At 50.4% G+C, this 15,819-nt stretch carries 15 protein-coding genes; 4 read left to right on the top strand and 11 right to left on the bottom strand.

The annotated features are described in order from the left end of the window. Positions 1-42 precede the first annotated feature (42 nt). Together QZN42_RS02910 and QZN42_RS02905 are read right to left on the bottom strand one after the other, a co-directional pair. Entirely contained in the window at positions 43-1,362 is a 1,320-nt protein-coding gene (locus QZN42_RS02910; protein WP_296954231.1) for an amidohydrolase, read from the bottom strand. A 357-nt stretch (positions 1,363-1,719) separates the two neighbouring features. Further along, positions 1,720-2,319, bottom strand: a complete 600-nt coding sequence (locus QZN42_RS02905) for an MFS transporter (RefSeq protein WP_296954230.1) — start codon at positions 2,317-2,319, stop codon at positions 1,720-1,722. Here QZN42_RS02905 and QZN42_RS02900 point away from each other — a divergent pair. Next, positions 2,291-3,043, top strand: coding sequence for a helix-turn-helix domain-containing protein (locus QZN42_RS02900; RefSeq protein WP_296954229.1), 753 nt, complete (start codon positions 2,291-2,293; stop codon positions 3,041-3,043). The two genes, QZN42_RS02905 and QZN42_RS02900, sit on opposite strands and share 29 nt — an antisense overlap. Positions 3,044-3,690: 647 nt before the next feature. Beyond that, on the top strand, positions 3,691-5,181 hold the full coding sequence (locus QZN42_RS02895) for a lyase family protein (protein ID WP_296954228.1): 1,491 nt from the start codon (positions 3,691-3,693) through the stop codon (positions 5,179-5,181). A 350-nt stretch (positions 5,182-5,531) separates the two neighbouring features. Here the strand turns inward: QZN42_RS02895 and gyrA are convergent, their stop codons facing one another. Then, positions 5,532-7,973, bottom strand: a complete 2,442-nt coding sequence (gene gyrA, locus QZN42_RS02890) for a DNA gyrase subunit A (RefSeq protein WP_296954227.1) — start codon at positions 7,971-7,973, stop codon at positions 5,532-5,534. 291 nt (positions 7,974-8,264) lie between these two features. Here gyrA and QZN42_RS02885 point away from each other — a divergent pair, with 291 nt between their 5' ends. Then, positions 8,265-8,771 carry a succinate dehydrogenase gene (locus QZN42_RS02885; RefSeq protein WP_296954226.1) on the top strand — a complete coding sequence of 169 codons (507 nt, stop codon included), beginning with the start codon at positions 8,265-8,267 and terminating at the stop codon, positions 8,769-8,771. Between the two features lie 332 nt (positions 8,772-9,103). Here QZN42_RS02885 and QZN42_RS02880 read toward each other — a convergent pair whose 3' ends face one another. Then, the gene (locus tag QZN42_RS02880; RefSeq protein ID WP_296954225.1) at positions 9,104-10,228 is read right to left on the bottom strand and encodes a metallophosphoesterase; all 1,125 of its coding nucleotides are present in this window, start codon (positions 10,226-10,228) and stop codon (positions 9,104-9,106) included. Positions 10,229-10,367: 139 nt separating this feature from the next. Here QZN42_RS02880 and QZN42_RS02875 point away from each other — a divergent pair, with 139 nt between their 5' ends. Continuing rightward, positions 10,368-10,619 (top strand): hypothetical protein, encoded by a 252-nt coding sequence (locus QZN42_RS02875; RefSeq protein ID WP_296954224.1) that lies wholly within the window; start codon positions 10,368-10,370, stop codon positions 10,617-10,619. Between the two features lie 119 nt (positions 10,620-10,738). Here the strand turns inward: QZN42_RS02875 and mutY are convergent, their stop codons facing one another. From mutY to QZN42_RS02840, 7 genes are all read right to left on the bottom strand, one after another. Then, positions 10,739-11,797: an A/G-specific adenine glycosylase gene (mutY, locus tag QZN42_RS02870; RefSeq protein WP_296954223.1), complete on the bottom strand. Its 1,059-nt coding sequence runs from the start codon at positions 11,795-11,797 to the stop codon at positions 10,739-10,741. Further along, entirely contained in the window at positions 11,794-12,264 is a 471-nt protein-coding gene (locus tag QZN42_RS02865; protein ID WP_296954222.1) for an 8-oxo-dGTP diphosphatase, read from the bottom strand. Before QZN42_RS02865 ends, mutY begins: the two co-directional genes overlap by 4 nt. Continuing rightward, entirely contained in the window at positions 12,261-12,773 is a 513-nt protein-coding gene (locus tag QZN42_RS02860; protein ID WP_296954221.1) for an HD domain-containing protein, read from the bottom strand. The genes QZN42_RS02865 and QZN42_RS02860 overlap by 4 nt, the downstream gene beginning before the upstream one ends. 62 nt (positions 12,774-12,835) lie before the next feature. After that, positions 12,836-13,252, bottom strand: a complete 417-nt coding sequence (locus QZN42_RS02855; RefSeq protein ID WP_296954220.1) for an OmpH family outer membrane protein — start codon at positions 13,250-13,252, stop codon at positions 12,836-12,838. Between the two features lie 355 nt (positions 13,253-13,607). Then, positions 13,608-14,036: a GerW family sporulation protein gene (locus QZN42_RS02850; RefSeq protein ID WP_296954219.1), complete on the bottom strand. Its 429-nt coding sequence runs from the start codon at positions 14,034-14,036 to the stop codon at positions 13,608-13,610. Further along, positions 14,029-14,781, bottom strand: a complete 753-nt coding sequence (locus tag QZN42_RS02845; RefSeq protein WP_296954218.1) for a hypothetical protein — start codon at positions 14,779-14,781, stop codon at positions 14,029-14,031. The genes QZN42_RS02850 and QZN42_RS02845 overlap by 8 nt, the downstream gene beginning before the upstream one ends. Then, entirely contained in the window at positions 14,778-15,818 is a 1,041-nt protein-coding gene (locus tag QZN42_RS02840; protein WP_296954217.1) for a YafY family protein, read from the bottom strand. The genes QZN42_RS02845 and QZN42_RS02840 overlap by 4 nt, the downstream gene beginning before the upstream one ends. Position 15,819 lies beyond the last annotated feature (1 nt).

Raw genomic sequence — 15,819 nt, 5'->3', positions numbered from 1 at the left:
CTTGAATCCGGAAATCCGGAGATTTCCATTTCTACTCTTCTACTATTCTTCTGAACCGCTGAAGTAGCTGTCCATCTTTGCCAGATATTCTTCCTTGGTGAGGATATTCTTGTGTTCGGCAAGAACTTTCTTTCCTAATTTTGCATCATCGTAAAGCAGGTCGATGATGGTCATAGCAAAAGCTTTGCCCGGTGAAAGGAATGCTGCTTCATAATCGGTCACCACGAAGTCCTTTGTATGAAGGCCTCCGTCTGCGCCTCCGATGTATGGATGAATGGCAGGCATGAGATGGGAAATATCGCCCATGTCCGTGGATGCACTGAAGTGGCCGGCATTTTTGATTTCCGTTCCCGGCGCTTCTTCCAGAATATTATCAACGAAGAGTTTGTTCAGATTTTCATCGCAGGAAAGCGGAAGCATGCCCGGAAGGGTATCGATTTCCACTTTGGCTCCGATGGCATCTCCTCCTGCCTTGAGAGCTGCATCTACCCGGTGATGGGTGCGGTCAATGGCATCCATGGTTGCTGCACGAACATAAAGTTCCATGCGCACATCTGCCGGTACGCTGTTTACAAAATCGCCGCCTTTGGTGATGATAGGATGTACCCGCACATGATCTTCATCCTTAAAGGTCTCGCGCAGGGAATTGATGCCCATGATGCCGAGGCATGCCGCATTGAGCGCATTGATTCCATCAAAAGGCGCATTGGCCGCATGGGCCTGTTTTCCGATGTAGCGGACGGTCTTGCCTACAAAGCCGTTGCTGGATTGTCCGATGTACACGGATTTTTCCGGAGCATTGCCCTGGGAGTGCATCATCATGGCCATATCCACATCATCGAAACAGCCGCGGTATACGAGTTCGCTCTTGCCGCCGAGGAAATGAATCTTCCCTTCTTTGCGGAGTTTCTTGCGATAGTCGATTTCGATGTATTCTTCCGCCGGAACAGCAAAGAATACGGCAGTACCTGCCAGTTCCTTCATAACGCCTGCTTTGGCAATACCTGTAAGAGCTGCCAGCATGGCACCCATCTGCAGGAAATGGCCGCAGGTGTGGGCAGCGCCGGTCAAAGGATCCGCCTTTGGGCTGTCCGGCGTGCCTACTGCATCCAGTTCTGCCAGGATGGCTACTGCCGGGCCGTCTTTAGCCCCGTGAATTTCCCCCTTCACTCCATTAATGGCGAGGCCCGTTTCAGGGTCAAGTCCCATTTTTCTCATGTAGGCAGCCATCTTTGCAGCGGTTTTCGTTTCCTTCCAGCCCAGTTCCGGCTCTGCTTCTACGGAAAGTATTTCCCGGATCAGATCGTCTCTCGACGTATCAATGGCTGCACATACAGCTTTTTTCATTTCTTCTTTTGTCATATAAGCCCTCCCCTGAATCAGAAGAAGCCACCCCCTGTGTCTTTTCATCCCCTCCCCATTGACCGGTCTAACGGTTTTGCCGGAGATGTCCCTTCCTTCTGATTTAAAAATCCGCTAAAGTAAAAAGAGCACAAAAAAACGTGGAGTGCACCTTCGCACTTTAGCGTATTAAATTCTGTTTTAATTATACTACTATGAATAATTACATTCAATGGGTACACATTGATAATGGTACTTTCTAAATGAAATAAAAAGGACCGGGGTACTCTGCCCGAACCGGCAAAAGGCCTCCCGCCGCACCATAGAAGGAAAATCCGGTGCCGGGAGGTTCATTTTATGGAAATACCCTGAGTTTTATCAGATTTCCTGCTGTACCCGTTTCGAATAGCCGACTCTCTTTATTTCCATTTTCTTATCCGGTTTCAGGGTAAAAGCGAATACGGCTCCCGGAATGGCCACGACCCATAGAATCTGGAGAGCAGGGACAAGGCCAAAAGTATTGGCAGCCCGGCCGATAACGGGAGTGACGAGTCCGCTGAAGGTGGTAGAAAGGCCAAGGGTAATGCCCGAAGCAAAGGCCACATTCTTTCCCGGGTAATCCTGCCCCAGCACTACGCTTGCACTGAAAGGTGCAAAAAGGGCAAAGGCTGCAGGAAACAGAAAAATCATAGCTGCCGCAATATTTTCGGTATTGATGAGGAGGAACATGGCAGGAATCATAGAGAGGAAAGAGATGCGGAGCATCCGGACACATCCGAGGCGGTCCGCCAGAAGGCCGCCGAACCAGGTGATCACCGTTCCCAGGGAGAAAAGGATGGTGAGGATGAAACTTCCTTCCGAAGGGGAAGCATGCAGGACCTGAATCCAGAAAATAGGAATGAATGTATTGCACACAGTGAAACCGATAGACCGTGCAAAGATGAGGACCGTGAGCTTTCCAAAAGAATTCCAGTTCATTTATGCTGCCTCGGGAAGCCTCACCGTACACACCCTTTCAGAAACCCTGCAGCTTTCAGAAGGGGAAGCTTTATACCTGGGGCCGGAAATCATTCACCGCATCGAAGCTTCGGTAGACACCCATTATTACAATTTCCTTTTTCCTGCCGGAATGCTCCGTTTCTACCCTTCCTGTCCGGCCAATGAAGATCTTTCCAGCTTTTTTGCTGAAAACTCTTTTTCCTTTGCCCACTTGTCCCCGAAGGTTCCCTGGGCTCAAGAATCACTGGAAATATTGAAAGACCTCTCCCGCTTTGAAGAGGACAAGCCCCATTTCTATGCTTATGAAGTACTTCTGCGCCTGTTCAAGCTTCTTCTCCTGAAAAAGCACTCGACCGGCAAAGAGACTCCCCGGCAAGGCGCCAATGCAGAAAAAGCAAAAATCATCCTGAAGTTCATCGCAGACCATTATGACGAAGATATTTCCCTTAAAGATATGGCAGAGAGCACACATCTTAGCGAGTCCGGATGCCTTCGGGCTTTCCGCCTTTCCATGCATACCACCCCCTATCAATACCTGCTCGAATACCGTTTGCAGAAGGCGGCTGAAAAACTCCTTGCCACCGATCTTTCCATAGGGCAAATCGCCCTGGACACCGGTTTTCGTCAGGTCAGCCTCTTTGGAAAATATTTCAAAGCAAAAACAGGCTTCACTCCGAAAGAATACCGGGCCGCCCGGTCATGAAAATCATCCGCACGGAAAATACGAACCGCTCTATTTCTTATAAGGAGACAGGTTATTTTCACATAAAAAAATTTTATAAATAAAAAGAGAAAATAAAATAAGCTTTTTGTACTATATAGATGAAGGGACGGAAAGGGCCCCTGGGAAATCCTTCATAAACCTGTGTGCACAATCGATCGAAACGGGCGGAAGGACGGAACAGATTAATTTCCTCTCTTCTTTGCCGGCAAAACAAAAAATTCCCCCGGTCGAAAGTGAGCGGGAACCAGAAAGCAATCCATCACGACATGAAAAACTTGTAGACCACCTCCGTTCATACGGCAGCTCCGTCCCTGCGTGTACAGGTCAAAGTCCCTGCAGCCGATTGATTCATACTGCTCTTTTCAGGTTACCCCCAGCTCAGACGGCCGGGGGAATTTTTTTTGCCCGTTTCCGGTATAAAAAGAATTTCTTTCCAATTGTACAGCCTGCTGCCGGTCTTATAAAATTTCCGTCCTGACCCGCCATGGGAAATACAGGGAGCAGGCCATAAGCTGTGATTTTTATTTCCTGTTACTCTTTATAAATCATTTCAATACATGCGTTAGTAAAAATGTATTTTATAATATATAAGGTATGTCATTCCGTTTATTTCAAAGGAGAAACCTATGAAAAAATCCATCCTTGCTTTAACGATTGCCGCACTGATTTCAAGCGGCACAGCCTTTGCCGCGGAAACGCCGCGGGATAACTTTTACTGGCTCGGCCAGATTAATAAAGCCTCGGACATCATCAATACGTCCGAAGGACTCCTGACGCCGGAGGAAGGAAGAAATATTGCCCAGGGCATCCGGAAGGTCCTCGCCGACGGCTCCCGCCCCGGCGCGCCAAGACCGTCCAACGTAGTCGCTTTCGAGCCATACCTCATCAAGGCTGCCGGCCCCCAGGTGACGAAAATCCATGCAGGCCGTTCCTCCCAGGATATGCTCACCACCGTAGGCATCATGGAACAGAGAGAGCATCTCCTCGATATGGCAAAAGAGCTGAACAAAGTACAGGCCGACCTCATCCGTCTGGCGGAAGAAAATAAAGAAACCGTCATTCCGAACTATACGAACGGCGTACAGGCCCAGCCGAACAGCCTCGCCCACTACCTCATCGCCTATGCCAATGCCTACAACCGTGATATGCAGCGGACCCGCGAATATTACGCCCGCCTCAACCGCTCCCCCATGGGCTCCACCGTTTTAAACGGCACCGGCTGGCCACTTAACCGTGACCGTATGGCCGCCTACCTTGGCTTTGACGGCCTTGCCTACAATACTTACGATGCAGGACAGGTCTTCCCTCAGGAAGCGCCCATTGAAACCGGCGGCATTACCAACTGCATTGCCATCCATACCACTTCCTTCATTGAAGAAATCATGCAGCAGTATGCCCAGCCCCGCCCCTGGATCCTCCTGAAAGAAGGCGGTGGAAATACATACGTATCTTCCGCTATGCCCCAGAAGCGGAACCCCGGCATCCTGAACTCCTGCCGCGGAGAAGCTTCCACCCTTCTCGGCATGAGCATGGAAGCCGCTTTCCGCTCCCACAATATCCCCGCCGGCATGGCTGACGGAAGGCTGAACGGAAGGCGCGACCTCATGCCCCAGGGCACGAAAGTCCTCTCCGGTCTGGACAGGATTCTGAACAATCTGGTCATTAAACCGGAAAGGTCTCTCGAAGAACTGGACCTCGACTGGACCTGCTCCCAGGAAATCGCCGATGAACTGATGAAGAATCACGGCATCCCCTTCCGCACGGGCCATCACTTTGCCAGCGAAATCGTGACCTACGCAAGAGCCAACAACATCACCCCGAAAGACTTCACCTATGATAAAGCGCAGATGGTCTATGCGAACCTTGCCAAAGACGATCCGGTCCTCCCGAAATCCTTCCCTATGACCGAAGAAGAATGGAACCATGCCAAAGACCCCGTAGCCATCGTGCACAACAGAAAAGTCAAAGGCGGACCCCAGCCGGCAGAACTTGACAAGATGATTTCCATGGCACAGAAAGACCTCGCCGATAACGAAAACTGGGTCTCCCGGCAGGAAGAAAAACTCTCCGCTGCAGAAAATAAACTGAATGCAGACTTTCAGGAGATGCTGAAATAGCGTCAGGCTCCTGCTTGTGGGTTGAGTCAGTTGCGGTTTTCGTGAGTTAGCCCCACCGGGACTTGAACCGCTATTCTCAGGCTCGTGCGATCGTGGTTCGTGATTCGTGATTCGGGTCGTCAGGCTCCTGCTATTGACCTCTGTCACTAACGAATCGTGAGTCAGCCCTGCCGGGACTTGAAACGATATTCTCAGGCTCGCGCGATTGTGATTCGTGAAGGTGGCGCCTTCTACTGTTGCGCCGCAGCTTCACTTACACTTATCACTTACTACTTTCACCAATAAAAAAGCTGCACAGTCTCACAATGACTGTACAGCTTTTTTGCTGATAACTAACGGCTGGCGGCTAATTATTCTTCTTCATTTTCGTCATCTTCTGCGGAAAGCACGTCGATGGAGGCGATTCTGTCTCCTTCTTCGAGTCTCTGGAGGATGACGCCCTGGCCGCCTCTTGATTTCTTGGAGAGGATCTGGCTGGCTTTTGTCTTGATGGTGATGCCCTGTTCGGATACGCCTACCAGTTCATCATCGTCGTCGGCTGCCACGAGGGCTACCACTTCGTAGCCTTTCTTGAAGTTGCGGACGCCTGTGCCATTCCGGCCCTGGAGTCTGTAGGCATCGGCTTTATTTCTCTTTGCATTACCGTCTGCGGAAATGGTGAAGATATCCTTTTCGTCGGCAATAGCTGCGCCTACCACTTCATCTCCTTCGTTCAGGCGGATACCGTGAACGCCGGCTGCCGCGCGGCCCACAGCCCGGATTTCTTCTGTGGAAATACGGATGGCCATACCCCATTTGGTACCGAGGATGAGATCTTCGTCTCCCTTAATGCGGAGCACCTGGGCCAGTTCGTCCCCTTCGTTGATACGTACGGCAATAAGGCCGTTTTTATTGATATTTCCATATTCGGAAATTTCGGTCTTCTTTACATAGCCAAGTTTGGTGACCATGAGGAGGAATTTCGTTTCTTCCCCTGCTGCATCGATATCGAGGAGCTCCGTCACTCTTTCACCGGAAGAGAGTCCCGGAATATAGTTGATGATAGCGCTGCCCCTTGCGGTCCTGCCTGATTTCGGGAAGTCTACGGCCGTCTTCATGTAGACCTTGCCCTTATTCGTGAAGAAGAGGATGCGGTTGTGGGTGGACGTATTGAGCAGCTTCCATACATAGTCGCCGTCTTTCATCTTCATGCCGGATACGCCGCGGCCGCCTTTCCGCTGTACGCGGATGTCGGAAGAATCCATGCGCTTGATGTAATTCTGTTTCGTCATGGTGATGGTCATGGGTTCATCCGGCACGAGGTCGGTGATGGTGAATTCTTCCTGTGCTTCGGAAATTTCCGTCCTTCTGTCATCACCAAAGTTGGCTTTTTCGTCCTGCAGTTCTTCTTTCACCACGCCCATGATCTTATCCCTGCTGGAGAGCAGGTCTTCCAGGTATGCGATTGTTTCTTTCACGTCTTTATAGTCCGCTTCCAGTTTATCTCTTTCGAGACCTGTCAGTCTTCTGAGTCTCATATCGAGAATGGCGAGAGACTGCTTTTCAGACAGGTCAAATCTCGTCATCAATGCATCTTTTGCAATGACGTCGGTGCGGGATTCACGAATGGTGCGGATTACTTCATCGATATGGTCGAGGGCGATGAGGAGTCCTTCCAGGATATGCGCCTTGGCTTTTGCCTTGTCCAGTTCGAACCGGCTTCTCCTGGTAATGACTTCTTCCTGATGTTTCAGGTAGTAGTAAAGGATCTGCTTCAGGTTCAGTACCCGCGGATGGCCGTCAACCAGGGCCAGCATGATGGCTCCAAAGTTCATCTGCATCTGGGTATGCTTGAAGAGGTTGTTCAGCATGATTTCCGGGCTCACATCGGCACGGAGTTCGATAGCGATTCTCATACCCGTGCGGTCTGATTCATCGCGGAGCATAGTGATACCGTCCAGTACTTTCTGGCGCTGGAGATCGGCAATGGAGGAAATAAGGCGGGCTTTATTCACCTGGTACGGGATTTCAGTGACTACGATCCGGTGTTTGCCGTGAGGCATATCCTCGATTTCCGTCTTTGCGCGGACGGTGATGGAACCGCGTCCTGTGCGGTAGGTATCTTCAATGCCCCGGTGTCCCAGGATGATGCCGGCCGTCGGGAAATCCGGGCCTTTGATGTATTTCATCAGTTCATTGATGGAAATTTCCGGATTGTCAATCATGGCACAGCAGCCATCGACCACTTCGCCTAAATTGTGGGGAGGAATATTCGTAGCCATGCCTACCGCTATACCATAGGAACCATTGACCAGAAGATTCGGGATGCGGGACGGGAGGACCACCGGTTCCTGCAGGGAGCCGTCGTAGTTCGGCATGAAATCGACCGTATTCTTGTCGATATCCCGCAGCATTTCCAGAGTGATCTTTGCCATGCGCATTTCGGTATAACGCATAGCGGCCGGAGAGTCGCCGTCCACGGAGCCAAAGTTGCCGTGGCCGTCTACCAGCATGTAGCGGGTGGAGAAATCCTGAGCCATGCGGACAGCCGATTCATAAACCGCCGTATCGCCGTGAGGATGAAATTTACCGAGAACGTCGCCCACGATTCGGGCGGATTTTTTATAAGGCTTATTGGGAAGCATTCCCGCTTCATTCATGGCATAGAGAATGCGGCGGTGCACCGGCTTCAGCCCGTCCCGCACATCAGGCAGCGCTCTGGTGACGATGACGCTCATGGCATAGTCGATGTAGGAATTCTTCATCTGCCCCTCGAGAGGGGTATTGACGATTTTACCTTCTTTCCACTCCATAAGGACTCCTTTGTTTCAAACATAAAAATAAGACCCGAAAGCCCCGGGTCCCGTTGGAACTTTTTATATATTATACCATGAAATCGCTAAAAAAGCCATTTAAGGCCGTTTTTAAGCAGATTTACTGTTTCTTATACAGAAAATAAATTTCGTTTGACTGAAAATAAAGCCATTTTTGTAAAATTCCCGCTGAAGAAAGGTAAAATAAAATTCAAAAAACACCTTCCTTTATTTGTCTGTTTTTTATATAATTAACTTGTATACTCTCTATTTCCCTAAGGACGTGTAATCATGAAAAAACTGGCACTTTTACTCATTGCCATTATCATACTTATAGCAGGCGGATTCTTTATTTTTGTTCACTTCATCAGCGGCGGTCCCTGGCAGGGCACCTGGTGGGGCGTGCAGGACGCAGGGATCAACTGGTCCGGCGATAATATCCGCAATCTGGAAACCATCAATTTCACAAAGAACGAGGATGGAACCATCAATGTAGACCATAAAGTCCAGCAGGGCAGCCGTGAAGTGGACGGATCTCTGGCAGGCACTGGCGTAGTCGATGGCGGAAGGCTCGTAGTGACCCCGAAAAAAGGCGGCAAAGATCTCGCGCTCTCTTACAATACAATCTCCAAGACCATGGATACCCCTTTCACCAATGCAGATGGTTCCACCGTCACCCTCAAGCCCCTCACTCAGGACAACAACGATGAAATGGAACGGATCCGCAGTGAAATCGTGCAGATTTCCCAGAAACCGGAAAATAAGATCGATACGACAATCTCTACGGCGAAGAGCTGAGTTCTGACAAATTCTCCATGAACGAGGGGAAAGGGGAACGGGAAAAGGGAAAAGGAAAGGATATGGTTTTCCTGCGGAAAACCAATCTTATGTATGAAGCCTTCGGCTCCCGGTCAGTGCCCCCATTGACAAATTTATTTTCCTGTCTATTCCAAAATAAAAGCTTTCATTGAATTTCCATTCAGTGAAAGCTTTTTATTTTAGCACTGCAGAGTCTTTAAGCCCTGCCTGTGAAAAGTCCCCATACAAACTCGCGCCGCCGGGCGGCGTCACCTTCCCTTATCCCTTTCCTCTTATCCCTTTCCCTTGCCAGGCTCTCTAAATGTATGATTCTATTTTCTATGAAATGTGATAATGACCAGTTCCCTGGGGCAGGAGAAGCGGAAGGGAAACCAGCTGGCGCTGCCTCTGGAGACGTAGCCGGGATGGGTACCGTCGGAGTAAAGGCCGCGGGTGAATTTGAAAGGCGTAATGATGGGCCGTCCGAAAAGGCCGAACTGGGTACCGTGGGTATGGCCCGTCAGGGTGAGGATGGCTCCCCGTGCAAAACCTTCATCGATGAAAGAGGAATTATGGGCGAGCAGGATGACTTTCGCATCCTTCGGAATTCCTTCATAGGCCCATTCGGTCATGTCTTTCCGCTGGCGCTGGAAGGCTTTGCTCCGTTCACCCCGTACCCAGGGATAGTCAACGCCTGCTACATACAGGGATTCTCCATTCCTGGTAATCTTCATGTGTTCATTTTCCAGAATCTTTACAGGCGTCTGGTTCAGGAAACCATGAATATAGGCCTGGCCCCGGTAATATTCGTGATTGCCCCAGACATAAATGATTCCGTCTTCAAAATCCTTATATTTCTCAGAAAGGGTACCGGCCGCTTCCGGCATATGGCGCACATCATCGATAAGGTCGCCCGTGAAGAAGACCACCTGCGCCCCCTCTTCCCTGGCCCGGTCGAATTCATGGGGGAGATCCTCCGCCCGGAAATAGGGTCCGATGTGGGTATCCGTGAGCTGGGCCGCCTTGTAGCCGTCAAAGGCTTCCGGAAGGCCTTCCACATAGACATCCAGATACTCCGTCACTTCCCGACGGTTTCCGTCGACAGCTCCGAAAATGCCGATGAAGAGCGCTGCCGCCAGGGCCGCCAGAGACAGGTATTGGGCAGGTTTTTTCAGTTTCTTTGAAATCGTGAAGAAGGGAAGAATGACATAGGCAGGAAATAAAACAATCTGGCTCACCATGAGGCCGCAGAAAAGGTAGCCCAGCCACAGGGACCAGGTTCCCAGCCCGTCATAGCCTTTCGCATACCATACGAAATATCCCGCCGAAGCGAGCCCTATAAGGAATCCGCCAAAAGTGTAACGGAAAAAATTCCGCCTCCTCATGATGAGCGCAAAAAGAGAGCCATTCAGGAGACCCAGAATGGAAAAAATCATAAGTATCATGCGCTCGAACATGGGGGACTCCTTTCGGGGGGGGGAAAACTGAGATTTCTGCTGATGGGTAATGGGTAATAGCTGTTAGCCATCAGCCGTTGAATCGGGGTGCGGGATACGGGGTGCGGGGTGCGGGATTATCGGGAAGGTGGCGGCCCTGATGGGCCGCGAGTTTTGTATGGGGATTTTGCTTCAAGGTGCTGATTCTTTTATCTCTCAATCGGAATCGAGATTTATAGAATCATATTTGTTATATAAAGATTTTGCGGCGCTTTTTACTATTGCGCCGCACCACCCCGAAACTCCCGGGATTCCCGAAACAAAGGCTTTTAAACCGGCAGGTTCCCTTATGCACTTTAAGTTTGTGAAAGGATATATACAGTTTTCCGAAGGACAGTCTCCTTCGGAATAAAGTTCCCAGACAATCAGCCATTAGCTATTCGCCATTAGCCATTTCCAGTAACTTTGAGGATTGCTAACTGCTATCGGCTAACTACTAAGGGCTCAAAAAGTTCTTCCGCTTTTATTGTATCAGAAGTCTCCTTCTTCCCGTAACAGTTTTTCCGTGAAGGCTGCCAGCTTTGCGTGAGGGCCTGCGAGGGGGATTTCTTTGTATTCTTCTGCGGTAAACCAGCGGTACTCTCCTTTTGGTACTACGCAGCTTTTCATGGTATAGGCTTTCATCATCCAGATGCGGTGGGTGAAGACATGTTTATATTTCCACACCAGTTCTTCCGCCTCTGACTGAAGGAGTGATTCCAGTTCAGCCCGGGAAGTTTCCGCCGATTCCGAAAGGATCATGGGAAATTCCCACATGGAGGCCAGCATGCCGCGGGAGGGCCTTTTGTGAAGGAGCACCTTTCCTTCTTTCATGATGATTCCGCAGGCCGCTTCCTGAAGGAGCTGTGGTTTCTTTTTCGTGCGAAGGGGCAGTTTATCCTGCAAACCCTTTTCAAAGGCCATGCATTCGCCCCGGAGAGGACATTCCCTGCAGCGGGGGGATTTGGGAATGCACACATCTGCCCCGAGATCCATCAAGGCTTCATTGAAGTCCCCTGCCCTTTCCGGCAGCGTCTTTTCCACCAGGGAGGCGATGGCCTTTTTTCCCCTGCTCTTTAAAATATCTTCTTCAATTTGATAAAGTCTTGCATAGACGCGGAGCACATTGCCATCGATGGCTCCTTCTTTTTTTCCGTAAGCCATGGAGAGGATGGCGCCTGCCGTATAGTCCCCGATGCCGGGAAGGCTGCGGATTTCTTCTTTGTCCTGAGGAAGCCGGGCGCCGTATTTTTCTTCCATTTCCCTTGCCGCTTTATGGATATTCCTTGCCCGGCTGTAATAGCCAAGGCCCTGCCACTGGTGGAGGACTTCCGCTTCCGAAGCCTTTGCAAGATCATGAATGGTTGGAAATTTTTCCATCCAGGAATGGAAATAGGGCTTCACCGCTTCGGTCCGCGTCTGCTGCAGCATGATTTCCGAAATCCATACGTGATAGGGATTCCGTGGCTTGTCTTCCCTCCAGGGAAGGTCCCTTTTATGGTCATCAAACCAGGCAAGGAGCTTTCCGGTCCACTTGTCAGATGGTTTCATTCCATTTCCCTGAATTCGTAATCATAGACGGTTTCCCCGTCTTCTGCAAAGTAGATGATGCCCCGTATTTTCCGTCCCGAAAGGACGAGTGGAAGCCACACTTTGTCGGCCATCCACATTTCCTCATAGGGAAATTCTTCCGGTGAAAACCAGCGGGGTTCCATTTCTTCCGAAAGGCAGGGGATTCCCATCCATTTCTTCGCAAAGTACACAATGCCTGCATGGGACCATTCAAGAGCTGATGGCTGATGGAAATAGAGGTCTGCCACCATTTCCAGATCTTCCGTATTGGAACGCAGGCCGCACTCTTCGTAGAGCTCTCTTGCGGCGCACTCGCGCATGGTTTCACCGGCTTCGATTTTTCCGCCGAAGCCGTTCCATTTCCCATAGCCCATGCCCCGCCGCTTGCGGCCAAGAAGGATTTTCCCGTCTCCCCGGAACGGGTAAACGAGTGAAGTATCTCTCATTCTTTTCCTGCCTTGTAATCCTCAAAATACAGTTCTTCAAAAATCCGCTTCCCAGCAGTCGTCTTGTAAAGGCGGTGATAGAGCGCTTCATTCTGTTTCCGCGGAGCATTGTCTTCATACTGGTTGACCAGCATATCCGCTTCCGCCAGGATCTGCGCATCCGGACCGTCGATGGAGCCATAGGAGTGATGATGGGCCACCAGCCACAAGATGCGTTCGATATCCTCTTCATCAAAGGAAAGGGCTTCCAGCATGGGACGGGATTCTCCCGGTCCCAGTTCCTGCTGGATCATGCCGTCGTTTCTGCCGAAACGCCTCTCCCCTTCGTGAATACCGATATCATGTACATAGGCTGCCGCTTCCAGGCGGAAGAGCGTCTTTTCATCAAGTCCTTCTTCCAGGCCGATCTGGCGGGCGAAGGCGTGAACTTTCAGGAAATGATGAATGCGGCGGACGTCGCCTTTATCATAGGTAATCATGGCTTTGCAAAGTAGAGACAGCTTATCCATTCTTTTTCCCTCCCGGTAAGAAAAAACGGTGCAGCCATGGGCTGCACCGTTTCCGGAATCAATTATTTTGCCAGTTTCTGAGCAACCGCAGAGGTTACATCTACACCGCCGTCAACGACAGCAGCCTGTTCCAGAATGACATCCAGGCTCTTTTCCTGACGAACCTGCTGGATAGCTTTGATCACATCAGTACGGATCGGTGTAATCAGGGATCTTTCTTTTTCCTGCAGTTCTTTGTCCAGGTCGGTTGCAATCTGCTGTTTTTCCTGATCGGTCTTGCCGGCAGCTTTGCTCCTGAAAGTTTCAGAAGCTTTCTGAGCGGCAGCCTTGAAGTCCAGCTGAGCTTTCTGCATCTTCGGATGAGAATTCATGAGGTAGTCAAAATTCACATAACCGATTCCTGCTGCAGAAGCAGAAAATACGGAACCAAATGCAATCATACCAGCAGCGATGGCTGCGACAGCTTTATTCATTTTCATATTGTCCTCCTAACTCGCCCTCAAATTGGGGGTAAAAGCAAGTATGTATTAATTTTAATCAAAGAATTCGTCCATGTCAATGGGAAAGTCATGGTTTTCAGTCAGCTTTACAATGTTTACGATTGGGAGAAATGGCTGTGAGATTTGCGTTTCCTCAAATATCGATATCGTTATTCGTTCTTCGTTTAGGCGGCGCCCTGCGGGCAGTTTTATATGGGCTTTGGGGGGCATCCCATGAACGATGCGTACTATATAAGATTGGTTTCCAGCAGGGAAACCCTATCCTTCACGGGTCACGATTCACGGCTGCAATAAAAGAGCTGCGGAAAAATTATATTTCCACAGCTCTCCGTACTCACGCCTTATCCCCTTTTGCTTCGATAGCTGCCGTTTCCGCTTCTTCCTGCATGGCCTGTTTGGCTTCCTTCAGGGCAGCTTCGCGGACTTCCGCTTTCTTTTCTTTCTTCTTTGTGAAATGGGATACCACTTCCGGCACCATATTGAGGACTTTATCGATAGTTCCATTGGGCGTAGCATTCTTGATGGAGAAGAGTTCCACTCTTTCCCCTTTCATGATGAGGACTGCCGTAGGCGTTACTTTGCCGCCGCCTGCGCCGCCGGAAGCGCCGCTCCCCGTGTGGGAACCGCTGCCGAAGCCGAAGGAAATATCCACAAAGGGGACGATGGTTGCGTCTCCCAGGTAAATCGGTTCACCTACTACCGATTCCGTGGTTACCATTTTTTTGAAATCATCAAAAATCTGCTTTCTTACTTCATCATCCATTCTGTTTTCCCCCTTGTCTGAAATGCCAGAATTCTCTTGCTTCTTTTGATACCGCAAGTTTGAGTAGAATATAAAGTACATAGAGAGGAATGAGCCGTCCCCGGCCACGCCCCTTTAAAGTGAAAACGGTTTCCAGATAATCCCATTCGATCTCTTCCGCCGCCCCGGGGAGGGTGGCGTACAGGAGCCCCTGGAACACCCCGGTATACATGGGGTCCGGAAGGCCCAGCTTTCCTTCCACCTGCCAGCGGCGGGGAAAGCCATGGTCAATGATTTTGGCTGCTGCAATGAGCACAAGCTTTATAAGTCCATTATCCAATGCAAAGCGTCCCTGCGCAAGAAGGGAAGGCTTATTTTTTTTATTTTTCTTTGATTCCTCTTTTTGAGGTTCCTCTTTTTCCTCTTCCTCCGGCTTTTTCTCCGCAGGCCGGCTTTCCGCGGACGTCGGACTTTTCTCGTCTGTCTTTATTTCAAGAGGTTCTTCCGGCATGATGGGGCCTGTTTTGCCGGATACCGATTCGTCCAGTTCGTCCAGCGCTTCATCCAGTTCTTCTGCCGATTCTTCCGATTCTTTCTTTTTCTTCTTCATGGGATCGATTTCTATCACTTTGGAAATCAGCCCGAAGAGGGCCCCCACCCTGACCGTGAGTTTCCATTTTTCAAAGGAAATGGAATAGGTAAGGGGAATGAGGAGCAGAAGAAGGATGACCAGAAGAATCCCGACAATTATTTTCACTGCTGTCATGATGAGCCATAGAGGCGGACAAGTCCATCTGCCGCCTCCCTCACCTCTTTTGCCAGGAACGAAGGTGAAAGGATCTTCACCAGCGGCGCATGCTTCAGGGCCCAGGCCTTCAGTGCTTCCGTCTGGATCGTGATTTCCACCAGCACCAGATTCTGCCTGGCGGAGACCAGGCGGGCCGATTTGCCGAAATCGCTGATGATATCGCTCATCAGGTGCCAGTCGGCCTCAAAGGTGCATAGCATGGGCGAGCCCGTATAAATATCGCTGGTCGAGGAAACCCAGTCGGAAAGCCTGCCTCCCTTCTCCAGTACGGGGATGGAAGTCTGCAGTCTCGCCGGTTCGTCGAGAATCAGGATATCCGCCATAAGGTCTACCCGGAATATGGATATTTCCTCGCTCCCCTCCAGATTGCACAGGAGAATATACCGGTCGTCGGATGCGATGATCTGGTAGGGACTGGCCCGGTAAAGACGGGCATTGCCGGAAATCGTATACCCGTGATGGCGCTTCCCGTCAGCTTCATAATGATCATAAAAGAAAGAAATCATCTTTTTCTGGCTGCAGGCCCTGGAAATCAGATTCAGCACTTCATCACAGCCGGCCGTCCTGGCAGCCGATGGAAGGTTTCGGATATTTCCTTTCCCGTCTTCAAAAGAGCTGCTCTGGATTTTTTTCAGTTTGTCCGCCAGCTGACGGACCTGCTGGCTTGGCAGATGGGAGAAATAAAGAAGGTCAATGAGTGTCTTAAGCTCTTCCTGGTTCAGCACATGGTCCCAGTACCAGTCAAGAGAGAGGGGTGCCTCTTTACCGTTGATCACCCGGGTCACCTCCCGGCACATCACCGGAAGGCCTGCCTCCTTCAGCCGGTTCAGGTTCCGGCTGACTGACTTCCTGCTCACCGTCATGCCGTATTTTTCTTCCAGCATCCTTAATATTTCCTGCTGCGTCAGCGGGTGGTCCTTATCCGATTCACGAAGGAGCACCTGGACGATGCGCATAATGGACATTTTGCTTCCGTTTTCTACGGATTCTGCCATC

Origin of the sequence: uncultured Dialister sp., from assembly GCA_900314595.1 — a bacterium.
Classification (GTDB): Bacteria; Bacillota; Negativicutes; order Veillonellales; family Dialisteraceae; genus Dialister.
Note: the sequence above shows the minus strand (reverse complement) of the source record. Positions and strands in the feature narration are given on the sequence as shown.

Excerpts from the sequence above, each read along its gene's own strand:
- QZN42_RS02850 (WP_296954219.1), bottom strand. The coding sequence starts at position 14,036 with ATGGATGATGAAGTAAGAAAGCAGATTTTTGATGATTTCAAAAAAATG.
- QZN42_RS02895 (WP_296954228.1), top strand. The coding sequence starts at position 3,691 with ATGAAAAAATCCATCCTTGCTTTAACGATTGCCGCACTGATTTCAAGC.
- QZN42_RS02880 (WP_296954225.1), bottom strand. The coding sequence starts at position 10,228 with ATGTTCGAGCGCATGATACTTATGATTTTTTCCATTCTGGGTCTCCTG.
- QZN42_RS02840 (WP_296954217.1), bottom strand. The coding sequence starts at position 15,818 with ATGGCAGAATCCGTAGAAAACGGAAGCAAAATGTCCATTATGCGCATC.
- QZN42_RS02860 (WP_296954221.1), bottom strand. The coding sequence starts at position 12,773 with ATGGATAAGCTGTCTCTACTTTGCAAAGCCATGATTACCTATGATAAA.
- QZN42_RS02845 (WP_296954218.1), bottom strand. The coding sequence starts at position 14,781 with ATGACAGCAGTGAAAATAATTGTCGGGATTCTTCTGGTCATCCTTCTT.
- QZN42_RS02905 (WP_296954230.1), bottom strand. The coding sequence starts at position 2,319 with ATGAACTGGAATTCTTTTGGAAAGCTCACGGTCCTCATCTTTGCACGG.
- QZN42_RS02885 (WP_296954226.1), top strand. The coding sequence starts at position 8,265 with ATGAAAAAACTGGCACTTTTACTCATTGCCATTATCATACTTATAGCA.
- QZN42_RS02855 (WP_296954220.1), bottom strand. The coding sequence starts at position 13,252 with ATGAAAATGAATAAAGCTGTCGCAGCCATCGCTGCTGGTATGATTGCA.
- gyrA (WP_296954227.1), bottom strand. The coding sequence starts at position 7,973 with ATGGAGTGGAAAGAAGGTAAAATCGTCAATACCCCTCTCGAGGGGCAG.
- QZN42_RS02910 (WP_296954231.1), bottom strand. The coding sequence starts at position 1,362 with ATGACAAAAGAAGAAATGAAAAAAGCTGTATGTGCAGCCATTGATACG.
- QZN42_RS02865 (WP_296954222.1), bottom strand. The coding sequence starts at position 12,264 with ATGAGAGATACTTCACTCGTTTACCCGTTCCGGGGAGACGGGAAAATC.
- QZN42_RS02875 (WP_296954224.1), top strand. The coding sequence starts at position 10,368 with ATGGGCCGCGAGTTTTGTATGGGGATTTTGCTTCAAGGTGCTGATTCT.
- mutY (WP_296954223.1), bottom strand. The coding sequence starts at position 11,797 with ATGAAACCATCTGACAAGTGGACCGGAAAGCTCCTTGCCTGGTTTGAT.